12 protein-coding genes are annotated in these 12,555 nt (G+C 41.4%); 3 read left to right on the top strand and 9 right to left on the bottom strand.

Annotated elements, in window-relative coordinates; translation table 11 throughout:
• Positions 1–47 precede the first annotated feature (47 nt).
• Entirely contained in the window at positions 48–308 is a 261-nt protein-coding gene (ubiK, locus tag ON073_RS05580; RefSeq protein ID WP_274760880.1) for a ubiquinone biosynthesis accessory factor UbiK, read from the top strand.
• Between the two features lie 8 nt (positions 309–316).
• On the opposite strand, the gene ON073_RS05585 is transcribed toward ubiK, so the two are convergent.
• The 8 genes from ON073_RS05585 to ilvG form a co-directional block, all read right to left on the bottom strand.
• Positions 317–1,087: a substrate-binding periplasmic protein gene (locus tag ON073_RS05585; RefSeq protein ID WP_274760881.1), complete on the bottom strand. Its 771-nt coding sequence runs from the start codon at positions 1,085–1,087 to the stop codon at positions 317–319.
• Entirely contained in the window at positions 1,038–1,688 is a 651-nt protein-coding gene (gene can / locus ON073_RS05590) for a carbonate dehydratase (RefSeq protein ID WP_274760882.1), read from the bottom strand. Before can ends, ON073_RS05585 begins: the two co-directional genes overlap by 50 nt.
• A gap of 26 nt (positions 1,689–1,714) precedes the next feature.
• Positions 1,715–2,890, bottom strand: coding sequence for a methyltransferase (locus ON073_RS05595; RefSeq protein WP_274760883.1), 1,176 nt, complete (start codon positions 2,888–2,890; stop codon positions 1,715–1,717).
• A gap of 106 nt (positions 2,891–2,996) precedes the next feature.
• Complete coding sequence (ilvA, locus tag ON073_RS05600; RefSeq protein ID WP_274760884.1) at positions 2,997–4,544, bottom strand: threonine ammonia-lyase, biosynthetic; 1,548 nt, start codon at positions 4,542–4,544, stop codon at positions 2,997–2,999.
• Positions 4,544–6,400, bottom strand: a complete 1,857-nt coding sequence (ilvD, locus tag ON073_RS05605; RefSeq protein WP_274760885.1) for a dihydroxy-acid dehydratase — start codon at positions 6,398–6,400, stop codon at positions 4,544–4,546. The genes ilvA and ilvD overlap by 1 nt, the downstream gene beginning before the upstream one ends.
• Positions 6,401–6,462: 62 nt before the next feature.
• Positions 6,463–7,377, bottom strand: coding sequence for a branched-chain amino acid transaminase (locus tag ON073_RS05610; RefSeq protein WP_274760886.1), 915 nt, complete (start codon positions 7,375–7,377; stop codon positions 6,463–6,465).
• Positions 7,378–7,402: 25 nt separating this feature from the next.
• Entirely contained in the window at positions 7,403–7,651 is a 249-nt protein-coding gene (gene ilvM, locus ON073_RS05615) for an acetolactate synthase 2 small subunit (RefSeq protein WP_274760887.1), read from the bottom strand.
• Positions 7,648–9,297 carry an acetolactate synthase 2 catalytic subunit gene (ilvG, locus tag ON073_RS05620; RefSeq protein WP_274760888.1) on the bottom strand — a complete coding sequence of 550 codons (1,650 nt, stop codon included), beginning with the start codon at positions 9,295–9,297 and terminating at the stop codon, positions 7,648–7,650. The genes ilvM and ilvG overlap by 4 nt, the downstream gene beginning before the upstream one ends.
• Positions 9,298–9,827: 530 nt before the next feature.
• Here ilvG and ON073_RS05625 point away from each other — a divergent pair.
• The gene (locus tag ON073_RS05625) at positions 9,828–10,724 is read left to right on the top strand and encodes a TraB/GumN family protein (RefSeq protein ID WP_274760889.1); all 897 of its coding nucleotides are present in this window, start codon (positions 9,828–9,830) and stop codon (positions 10,722–10,724) included.
• A 92-nt stretch (positions 10,725–10,816) separates the two neighbouring features.
• Positions 10,817–11,437, top strand: a complete 621-nt coding sequence (locus tag ON073_RS05630) for a hypothetical protein (protein ID WP_274760890.1) — start codon at positions 10,817–10,819, stop codon at positions 11,435–11,437.
• A gap of 51 nt (positions 11,438–11,488) precedes the next feature.
• On the opposite strand, the gene ON073_RS05635 is transcribed toward ON073_RS05630, so the two are convergent.
• On the bottom strand, positions 11,489–12,541 hold the full coding sequence (locus ON073_RS05635) for an energy transducer TonB (protein ID WP_274760891.1): 1,053 nt from the start codon (positions 12,539–12,541) through the stop codon (positions 11,489–11,491).
• Between the last annotated feature and the right edge of the window lie 14 nt (positions 12,542–12,555).

Consider the following 12,555-nt stretch of genomic DNA (forward strand, 5'->3'; position numbering starts at 1 on the left):
TCATGATGCGTTAAACTATGTGCAGTTTTTAATAATAGATTTTGACTATGATTAACCCAGCCAAACTTGAAGAAATTGCAAAGCAAATTACTGAAAACATGCCACAAGGTGTTAAAAACCTTGCTGACACAATTGAAGGTAAAACCAAACAAGCGATTCAAAATAAATTAAGCGAAATGGACTTTGTTAGTCGTGAAGATTTTGAAGTGCAGAGCCAAGTATTACTAAGAACACGTGAGAAACTAGCTATTCTTGAACAGCGTGTATCTGAACTTGAAGCAAAGCTTGCACATAAAGACGCAGAATAAAAAAGAAGCTAAAGCGCTTCTTTTTCTTTTGCCTTTAGTTTCGCCAGTTCACTATTAAAAGCATCTAAAAACCAACGATGCTGAGCTAAGAAGTCATTTGAAAAGTAAACCGAAAAGTCACGACTTGCTTCGGTTGTACTGGCTATTTTTGCGTTATTTGCAGCGTTGTTTGACAAAGCATGTAAAAAGACACTCTCTGAAAGAAAAACAGCATCCAATCTGTCGGCTAATAACATTTCCACCAAAGTTTCTACATCATTACTTAACGTGGTAATTACATAGTTATTATCTTGTAACCACACTTGAGTATTAGTATTTAACAAAGTGCCTATTCTGGCATGTGCTTTAAACTGCGGTGCTTGTAAATCAATAGGGTTACTCTCTTTGTAAAACCAACTCCAATTATTGATAAGAACAGCGTCACTGATTTTAGCGATACGATCCCGATAATGATTTTGTGTTGCTAAAAAGAAGCCATCTATTTTGCCACCGCGTAACTCTCTAAGTGCAATGCCATAATTAGCCACCAGCTCAAACTCATAATTAAGCTCCATGTTATTAAGCACTTTGGTTACACGCTCTATACCTTGACCTGCTAGCTGCTTATTTTCATCTAGATAAATATATGGCGGGAAGTTAGGCACCGCGAAACGTAAATGTATTTTATCCGAAGCTGTGGATTCTTGCGCTTCAGCAAATGCATCAAAGCCCAATAACGCTAGGCAAAGACTAACGACTAAACACACCTTGAACGGCACTGTTATAAATTTTTGCCACATTGTTCGCCCCATTTATGCTGGTTTCTAAATCTCTAATATGGCCATCAGCCAACCCATAAATCCAGCCATGGACTTCTAATTCTTGTCCTCGCTCCCATGCATCCATCACGATATTTGTCTGGCACACATTTTTAACTTGTTCGATGACGTTAATTTCACATAAGCGGTCAAACTTTTGCTGCTCACTGGCAGAACTATTAAGTTCCACTTCATACTTATCGCGCGCATCTACAACATGTCTTAGCCAATTATCGATTAACCCTAATCGCACACCGTCAAGTGCGGCTTTTACACCACCACAGCCATAGTGTCCTACCACCATGATATGTTTTACTTTAAGAACCTCTACTGCATATTGTAGTACAGAGAGACAGTTATGATCAGTGTGTACCACCATATTTGCTACATTTCTATGAACAAATAATTCACCAGGTAATAAGCCAACTATCTCGTTTGCTGGTACACGGGAGTCGGCACAGCCTATCCATAAATATTCGGGATTTTGCTGCATTGAAAGAATCTTAAAAAACTCAGGATCCCGATCCGTTGTTTCTTTTGCCCACGAGCGATTCTTAACAAAAAGATGCGCTAATTTATTCATCAGTATTTGCGTTCCTGATAGTTTTTTTAGGCTTTTGCCTGAATTAGTATATTTCTTGGTGTGATTTGTTTTTCACAAAACTCACTGAGTGTAACGCGGTAGCCAAATTGCTCCAAATATAAAACACGGTCAAGCACTAACCAAAGCTCAATCAAACGCCTAAAGCCATGACGTACTAACTCAATGCGCTGGGTAATCTGACGTCGTAGTTTGCCTTGTGCTAAATAAGCTGCGTAATCTATCTGTGCTGGTAAAATAATATTCTTTTGCTTGGCAGCCCATGTACAAAAATCGCTAAACTCACCAGAAAACAGCGCTTTTTTGGCTGACGGCACTGGAAGATAGCTATCTTTTTCAAGTACATCATCAAGCAAACAATCAAATGCTAAGCGCCATACTGTTTCAGTTTCACGTAAACGTGAAATGCGTTTACCCGAGGTAACTGTTTCCTGCAGGGCGAGCTTTAAATCACTGGCAGTAAAAGCAACCTGAGACTGCTTGGCAATCTCACTCATTGCAACATACTGTTCAGATTGCTGAAATAAATGATAACAACATGGTGAAATGCTCATTAATTTAGTGCCTTTGGCAACACCATGTTTAATCAGTGCTTGGTGCAGCCCACCACAGGCATGAAGTGCCACCGCATGCTGCTCTTGCTGTAAATAATCTGCCGCACGTTCGGATAAAACATCCAATTCAGCCAGTTTAATGTCCAAGCCAAATTGCTGTGCTAACTGCTGCCCTTGAGCCACCAGCTGAGGTTGTATTTCAACGCTCTGTACTGGCACCTTGTGGGCAAAATGATATAACCGCCCTAAATGCCCTTTACCAGCGCACCACTCCAGCAGCGGTAAGTCTTGCTCTGCGGTTTGCATCACAAAGCTTTCTAACTGAGCAATTTTACTGCCTTTAATACCGTTTGTAAGCCAAAATGGAAACTGAGCTGCCTGCTTATTTGCGCTTGGCAGTTGCAGCAAGCTTTCAACATTATCTAACTCAGGAATAAGGTTTGCCAAGTAACGCTGTAACTCAACTTGATTACTTTCAAGCTGTTCAACATCATCATCAGATAACGCCAGCAGGATTTCTGTTAAATGCGGCCAAGGTATTTCGCGCGACGCAAAAGCAACACATTGCCAATAGGCTTGCGTTTTAGTTAATAGCGTATCAATTGCGGTAAAAAGTGCGGTGTGAGACATCTTCAACACAGGCTAAATTTGAATAGCGCTATGATAGCAAATCTTGCTGTGATGTTCAGAATAGAAAATGCCCCAATTATCGGGGCATTTAGATAAGCTGTTTACGTTAGCTGTTTGCTACTTGCGCAAGGTTATGTGCCTTACTCGACAAAAACTGCAAATAACACGGATTGTCAGTTTCTTCTTGATAAGCATAAGCTAAACGTTGTAAGTGATCACTAAAGGCCGCGTTATCTTGCTCAGGCACTTCAAATGCAGCCAATACATTTCCAGTTGCGGCACCATGATTGCGATAGTGGAATAAGCTGATATTCCAATTTGCGCCTAAAGTATCTAGAAAACGCTCGAGCGCTCCAGGGTATTCTGGAAACTCAAAACGAAATAAGCGCTCTGATAACTGCTCACCCGGTTTACCGCCAACCATGTAACGCACGTGCAATTTAGCCAGCTCGTTATTGGTCATATCAACAAAGCAATAACCTTTATCACTTAACTCCTGCTTTAAACTCGCAAGTTCAGTTTCACCATTACGTAAACCCACACCAACAAAGATTTCAGCATCACCAGGGCCTGTGTAACGATAGTTGAACTCTGTAATTGAACGGCCGTTTAATGCCTTGCAGAAACTCTTAAAGCTACCTTTTTCTTCTTTGATAGTCACTGCTAAAAGTGCTTCATTATGCTCTCCCAGCGCAGTACGCTCTGCCACATAACGTAATCTATCAAAATTAAGGTTTGCACCTGATAAAATTGCTGCAAGGTTTTTACCTTTAGTGCCTGTTTGCGCAACCCATTTTTTTAGCCCTGCGAGCGACAAACCACCGGATGGTTCAGCAACAGCGCGGGTTGAGACAAAAATGTCCTGCATCGCGGCGCAAATTTCATCACTCGAAACGGTAATCACCTCATCACAGTATTTTTGTGCTAAGCGAAAAGTTTCTTTACCAATGATTTTAACTGCAACACCATCGGCAAAACTGCCTACGCGCTCTAGTTCAACCGGTACGCCTGCTTCCATTGCGGCCTTTAAACAGGCACTGTCTTCAGCTTCAACACCGATCACTTTAATATCTGGGCGCAGTGATTTTAAGTAAATCGACATACCTGCCAACAAGCCACCGCCACCAACCGGAATAAATACCGCATCAAGTAGTGGCAACTGCTGCATCAGTTCGCGCGCAATGGTGCCTTGCCCGATGATCACATCTTTATCATCGAACGGTGGTACAAATACTGCGCCTTCTTTTTCAGCAATTTCCAGTGCATAGGCATTCGCAGCATCAAAGTGATGGCCATGTAAAATAACTTCACCACCCAGGTTGCGCACCGCGTTTACTTTGATTTCCGGTGTAGTCACTGGCATGACAATACGTGCTGTATGACCAAGGTGACTTGCACTAAGTGCCACCCCCTGAGCATGGTTACCCGCCGATGCTGTGACTACTTGCGAGCCTTTTGGTAACTGCTTTAATTTGTTATACGCACCGCGTAATTTAAACGAATATACCGGCTGCTGATCTTCACGCTTTAGCCAAATATGATTGCCAAGTTTCTGCTCAAGGCTAGTAACCGGGCTGACCTCCGTTACTTTTGCCAAGGGCTCCATATTGGCTTGGATAATAGCGCGAAAATAATCGAGCTCTTGGGAGACCATTAACTGAGCTCCTCTAACTTTTTAAGGTCACGTACCGCGCCTTTATCAGCACTGGTTGCAAGTAATGCATAGGCTTTTAATGCTGGCGTTACACTGCGTACACGATCCACAGGTTTGTAGGCATCTTTACCACGGGCTAATTGCTTTTCATGACGCGCGGCAAGTTCTTCATCGCTAACCATCATATCAATGCTACGCTTGGTGATATCAATGACGATTTCATCGCCGTTTTCAACTAGCGCGATTGCACCTTGGCTAGCAGCTTCTGGCGAAGCGTGACCAATTGATAAGCCCGATGTGCCTCCTGAAAAACGACCATCCGTTAATAGCGCACAATCTTTATCTAACCCCATCGATTTTAGGTAGCTGGTCGGATACAACATTTCTTGCATGCCTGGACCACCTTTTGGTCCTTCGTAGCGGATGATAACCACATCCCCTTTTTCAATTTGGCCACCTAAGATGCCGTCAACTGCATCATCTTGAGATTCGAAAACTTTCGCAGTGCCCTTAAATACCAACATGCCGTCTGCAACACCGGCGGTTTTAACAATACAGCCATCTGGCGCAAGGTTGCCATAAAGTACCGCTAAACCACCATCTTGACTAAACGCATGTTCAACGCTGCGAATACAGCCATTTTCACGATCTAGGTCGAGTTCAGGCCAACGCGTTTCTTGGCTCATTGCTTTAGTGGTACGAATACCCGCTGGACCCGCTTTATAGAATTTTTGCGCGGCGCTATTGTCAGGGTTAGTAGCGTCCCACTTTTCAATTAATTCACCTAAGGTGCCACCAGCTACATGGCCTGCGTTTAGTTCTAATTTGCCTGCTTTACCAAGCTCATTAAGAATACCCATAATGCCACCAGCGCGGTGTACATCTTCAATATGATATTCAGGTGTTGCTGGCGCTACTTTGCATAAGAAAGGTGTTTGGCGTGACAGCTGATCAATATGGGTCATATCAAAATCAACGCCCGCCTCTTGCGCTGCGCCGATGATGTGTAACACAGTATTTGATGACCCACCCATCGCAATATCTAAAGTCATAGCATTCATAAATGCGCTGCGATCAGCGATGTTGCGCGGTAATACTGAATCGTCTTCGTCGCGATAATAGCTACGACATAAATCGACAATACGGCGACCTGCTTCGACATAAAGTTGTTTACGGTCTTTATGTGTTGCTAATGTTGTACCGTTACCTGGCAGCGCTAAACCTAGCGCTTCTAATAAACAGTTCATTGAGTTAGCTGTAAACATACCTGAGCAAGAACCACAGGTTGGGCAAGCACTACGCTCAACTTTATCTGAATCTTCATCGCTTACTGATGGGTCGGCACCTTTTACCATGGCATCAACTAAATCAAGCTTGATATCAATTTCTGCAAGGCGTGTTTTACCTGCTTCCATTGGACCGCCAGAAACAAAGATCACCGGAATATTTAAGCGAAGTGCAGCTAACAACATTCCCGGCGTAATTTTGTCACAGTTTGAAATACACACCATGGCATCCGCACAGTGAGCATTAACCATATATTCTACAGAGTCTGCAATTAGGTCACGTGAAGGCAATGAGTAAAGCATGCCGCCATGACCCATAGCGATACCATCATCAATCGCAATAGTATTAAATTCACGCGGTACACCACCTGCATCACGAATGGTTTCAGCCATCATTTCACTTAGTTGATTTAAGTGAACGTGACCCGGTACAAACTGGGTATACGAGTTCACCACAGCAATAATTGGTTTACCAAAGTCTTTGTCTGTCATCCCTGTTGCACGCCAGAGTGCGCGGGCACCAGCACGTTTACGACCTTCAGTTGTTGTTGCACTTCTTAATCTAGCCATGGTTTACCTCTTTTTAGGGCTATGCCCTACTCCTCATTCCCAATATATTTGTCGTTTTCGTATTATTCGTTGATTAGTGTTAACCAGCCATTTTCATCTTCTGTTTGGCCTTTAACTAAATCAAAATACGCTTGCTGTAGTTGCTCGGTGATTTCACCGCGCTTGCCTGTACCAATTTCAATTTGGTCTACGCTACGCACTGGTGTTACTTCTGCTGCAGTGCCTGTCATAAAGAACTCATCTGCAAGGTAAAGCGCTTCACGAGAGATAGGCTCTTCACGTACTTCAAAGCCCGCTTTACGTGCTAAATACATCATGGTATCGCGTGTTAAACCAGGTAGAATTGCCGCAGTTGTTGGTGGTGTATAAATAACGCCGTTTTTAACAATAAATAGGTTTTCACCGGCACCTTCACTTAGGTAACCATTTACATCAAGTGCGATACCTTCAACGTAGCCATTACGTTTTGCTTCACCTGAAATAAGCTGTGACGATAAGTAGTTACCACCTGCTTTTGCTGCTGTTGGCATAGTGTTTGGAGCTAAACGATTCCATGATGAAACACAGGCATCAACACCCGCTTCTAATGCGCCATCACCTAAATACGTGCCCCACTCCATTGCCGCTACTGCAACATCTGCTTTATGAGATTTTGGATTAACGCCTAAACCTACATTACCCAAGAATGCAAAAGGACGTAGATACGCATTTTTTAAACCGTTTTCACGTACTGCAACTTTACATGCTTCATTAATTTCATCTGCAGTGTAAGGAATTTGCATGCGATAAATTTTTGCTGAATCAAATAAACGTTTTGTATGATCTTGCAAACGGAAAATAGCTGGACCATTTGGCGTATCGTATGCGCGCACACCTTCAAATACTGAGCTACCGTAATGGATTGCATGACTCAGTACATGCGTTGTTGCTTGCTCTTGTGGAACGATTTTGCCATTAAACCAAATTAAATCTGACATTCTATTAAACCTTTATAAATAGTAATTAGTTAGTTGCTGCTAGTGTGCGCGTATCCAGTATTTCAACTTGGTTCACTTCAACTAACTTTTTTAATTGTTGTGTTAATAAATAAATAGGTCGGTCACTATCTACCATCATATTTACAATATACTTTTCTTCGCTACTCTCAATATTCATTGAGGTTAAATTAAACCCGCGGTGACGTGTTACACGTAAAAATCTTTCCAATGCAATGCTTTGTTGTTTCACTTCTATTGATAAGTTGTGCTTCATTTTGCCACCTCAGTTAGCATTTGATCGTTTGCGGCGCCTGGCGGAACTAATGGCCAAACGTTTTCTTTATCATCTATACATGCGTGAAGAATATAAGGCCCTTCACTTGCCACTAGTTTGTCTATTGCAGCATCCACCTGATTTGCATGTGTGATTGTTTCACCTGGAATACCAAAAACAGCAGCCAATTGAACGAAATCAGGATTATCTGACAGGTTTGTTTCACTGTAGCGACCATCAAAGAAAAGTTGCTGCCATTGCCTTACCATACCTAAACGCTGGTTATCTAAAATAAGTAACTTAACGGGTAAATTGTTACGGCGAATTGTGGCTAGCTCTTGAATGTTCATCATGATTGAACCATCGCCAGAAACCGTTAGTACAAAATCGTTAGGACGTGCTATTTGCGCACCAATTGCCGCAGGTAAACCAAAGCCCATGGTGCCTGCACCACCGCTGCTTAAGTGATTGCTAGGGTGCGAAAACTTCATGTGTTGCGCCACCCACATCTGGTGCTGACCAACATCACAGCACACCACGCCATTATTTGGCATTAGCTGACTTAAACGGTTTAGTAAATAGGGTGCATATACTTTCTCACCAGGGTAATCATAGCGCCATGCATGTTGCTGCTGCATGTTACTGATATGCGCCAGCCACTCAGGGTTAGTTTTATGTGTTGCTAAATGCGGTAGTGAATCTTTTAAATCAGCAACAAGTGAGGCGTTAACCGGTTTACGCTTACCCACCTCAGCAGCATCCACATCTAAATGGATAACCTTAGCCTTGCTGGCAAATTTAGCAAGGTTACCTGTTACACGGTCGTCAAAACGCGCACCAATGCACACTAACAAATCACACTCTTGCACAGCTAAGTTGGCAGCTTGACCGCCGTGCATTCCTAGCATGCCTAAATCATATGGATAATCTGGTTTCACTGAACCAAGCGCTTTCAATGTGCTTACCGCAGGCATATTGGTCGTTTTTAAGAATTGCATAAGCTCATCTTGCGCATCAGCCATTTGCACACCACCACCAATATATGCCAATGGCTTCTTCGCTTGGCTTAGTAACTCATTGGCTTTGGCGAGTTCTGACTGTTTAAATTCAGGTTTGTAATCGTCAGCAGCTAACCATGGTTGATAAGTCACCGCGCCCATTTGAATATCTTTTGGAATATCAACAAGCACTGGACCTGGGCGACCTGACTGTGCCAAGTGCATTGCTTCTTGAAGTATCTCTGCTAAATCTTCGGCACGTTCTACCATGTAGCTGTGCTTAGTACAGCTTAATGACATACCGAGTACATCAACTTCTTGGAAGGCATCTGAGCCAATTGCTGCTGTAGGTACTTGTCCTGTAATTGCAAGTAGCGGCACAGAGTCCATCATGGCATCAGCAAGCGCAGTGATAAGGTTTGTTGCACCTGGGCCTGAAGTTGCAAAACAAACCCCTAATTTACCTGTGCTTCTGGCATAACCTACAGCAGCAAAACCCGCGCCTTGTTCATGACGGGTAAGATAGTGTTTAACAGGCGAGCCGTACAAAGCATCGTAAATCGGCATAATGGCACCACCAGGGTAACCAAATACCTCTTTCACGCCATGTTTGGCTAATAAATCGATTGTTAACTCTGCACCTGTCATTTTCTCTACCCTGTGATGTTTACTAATTGCTCATTTTCTTACTGCCAAAAAAAAGCCCCCGGACTTTTCAGTTCGGGGGCTCTCTCAATGCTTAACTTTTGCTACAGCACTACGAAGCCCCCGCGGTAATAATAATCACCACGTTAATAATTAGGACTAGTACGTTTACTGTTTTAAACATGTGTTTAAGCAACCATAAATTCTTTACAAAAATAGCCAAACACCCTCGTGCTTGGCTTCTTTTTTATTAGTATCGTTTATGGACCAAAAAGTCAATCAAGAAATCTATGCAAATTTAAATTAAGAAAAACCATTTAAAATCAAAATAAACAACCAAAAACACCTTTATTAGATAAAAAATCCATTTTATACAATTTTCAAGATTATGTATGCGAAGTACGATACTTATTTGAATATCAGTTTAATTTTGCAAAGCTTATAACTTTTTTGTTAAAAAATAAGCAAAGACTAATATTGTGCTATCAAGTACACTGCTTATTAAAATTAAAAGCTCACAGCAAGGATCCGCAATGCGATTTTTCTTACTACTCAAAATCCTTTTATTACCTTTCTTTTTACTCAGCTTTGCTCAACCAGTTTTTGCTAATAGCAAAATTACCCCCTCGCTTTGGCAAGTCGAAAAAAATGGTGTGACATCTTACTTACTAGGCACCGTTCACCTTGGAGATCAACAAATGGCAGGCCTGCCGAGCTATGTAAAAAAGGCAATTGAAAAAACCGAAAAGCTCGTTGTTGAAGTCGATTTATCTAAAATAAATCCCCTTGAGCAACAACAAATCATGATTAGCTACATGATGTTACCTTCAGGCAAAACCCTGAAATCTGAAATATCAGCTAAAAATTACAAAGCCCTAAGTAACTACCTGACCAAGCAAGGTTTAAGCATGGAATTATTCCAGCCAATGCAACCCTTTGCTGTAATGTTACAAATTACCTTAATGGAATATCAAAAAGCAGGTTACCAAGATACCTATGGTATTGATAAGCAAGTAATGAATGTTGCTCAGCGTTTACAAATCCCAATAATGCAATTAGAAACCCTAGAGCAACAAATGGGCATGTTTAAAAGCTTTAACAAACACAACAACAAAATGATTGAAGACGGTTTGAAAGAACTAGCGGATATGGATAAATACTTTAATCGTTTAATAGGCAGCTGGAAGCGCGGAGATGATGCAGCCCTTGAGAGTTATTACCGCGAAACCTTTACAGGCGACAGCTATAGCGCCTTAACTGAAAAAGTACTACTAACCAATCGTAATAAAGACTGGGTGAAGCAACTAAAATCAAAACTTACTAAAGAGCCGCATTTTATTGCTGTTGGCGCCTTGCATTTACACGGCCCAGAAGGCTTATTAGAGCTACTTAAAAAAGAAGGTTTTAAACTTTCGAAAAAAAATAAATAATTTTTTAAACCTTTTTAAACGATGGTTGCGACTTACTAAATAACTAACAGATAAAACTGATTAAAGCGCAGTCATCAAAAGGAATACAAACTATGAAAAAATTAGCGTTAGCAATGACTTTAATCGCAGCAAGCATTTCAACTAATCTTTATGCCGCTGACGAAAAACGCATTACCGAAACACTTACTATGACACAAGGTCAAAACCTAGAAATCAATTTCCCGGTTGGCAGTATTGAAATCATCACTGTTGATAGCAATGAGCTTAGCATTGAAATTGAAATCGAAGGTAAAGACGAAGGTTGGTTTTCAAAAAATCGCGATGTATCAAACATTGAGCTAAGCAAACGTGTTCGTGATAATCGCATTTCATTAGAAATTGATGAAGATAACCTAAACCAAGAGTGGGTAATTAAAGTGCCAAAATCAGCAGCCATTGATATTGAAGTGGGTGTTGGCAGCATTGAAATTGAGAAACTTGAAAACTCAGTAGAAGCTGAAGTAGGTGTAGGTTCAATTCGTATTGATACCGTACTTGATGACTTTAAACGCATCGAATTATCAACTGGTGTTGGTGATACAAGCATTAAAGGCTTTAGCGGTGATTTAGAAAGCTCTCGCAACATTGTTAGTTCAGAAACACGTTACAGAGGTAACGGTGAACACAGCATTGAAGCGGAAGTGGGTGTAGGCGATATCAAGGTTCGTAAATAATCACCCAAAACTGAACATTAAAAAGGCGCTTAGAGCGCCTTTTTAATTTGTTTAGATTTTTTGTTCATCATGGTGAACATCTGCCAATCTAAATTTGGCGTTTGCATCACCAAAAACATAAACCGAACATCTGCCCCAAGACTCAGGAATTTGCCACTTATTGCCTGACTCAACCAAAAATTGGGAATGATAATTATCGCAACGAATTTCAAGGTTAGTTAGATTGCCACTGACATTATCAATCACAAAACCACTGCGCTCTAACTGATAACGCCAAAAATCGCGCTCACCTATTTCTGCATCAATCACTAATGGCTTATCACTGGCTAAATAAGCGGTTATTTGTTCGTAGTAAGGTGTTAATTTCGCTACATTCGGGTTGTCAGAATAATGCGTTTGCAAGTTTTCAAATATCGACTTTGCATCACCATAAAGCTGACGCTCAACAGCTAAACTAAACGCTCGTGCTGCAAACGCACTGTACTGCGTTTCTTTTTGTAATTCACGGTGTCTCAGAGCGCTTTTAATGGCATTAAGCTCAGCTTCAGTGTCCTTTTTTTGTTCCGCAATTAACGAATTAAGAATCGCATAATACATATCTTCATAGGCATTCCAGCGTCCTTTTTTTTCTATTTTCGCCATTATTTTTTGCGCTTCAACAATGTTATTATCTTCCAAATAACGATTTGCCAATTTGTAGTGTTTTACAAACTTCTTTGACACACCTTTAGACGCCCCGCCAAGTGAAAAATCAATTTGCACTTGGTTGCGGCATTGTTGAATCGCTTTACCGTCCATTGTTGCAGGTGAATATTGCCATTTTTTAATGGATTTAAGTGCGTATGACTCAAATACTGGGTTAGATGAATTTTCCACAATCACATTAGATGTTGTGCCATCAGGCTCAACTACAAAACTCAATTGTACCCACCCTTCTTTACCCTCTTTAGCAGCACTAATTGGGTATTTTGGTGGCACACGTTTAATCGCCTCAGCATTAACGATGGTATTTAAATGTAGCTGCTCAGTTTTATTGATTACAGGATTAATCTCAGCTGCACTTAACGCGCTAGTTGAAAACACAAGAAGTGAAAAGGCAATCATACTTAAATCCTTTT

It is taken from the genome of Pseudoalteromonas sp. G4, assembly GCF_028875915.1.
Lineage (GTDB): Bacteria > Pseudomonadota > Gammaproteobacteria > Enterobacterales > Alteromonadaceae > Pseudoalteromonas.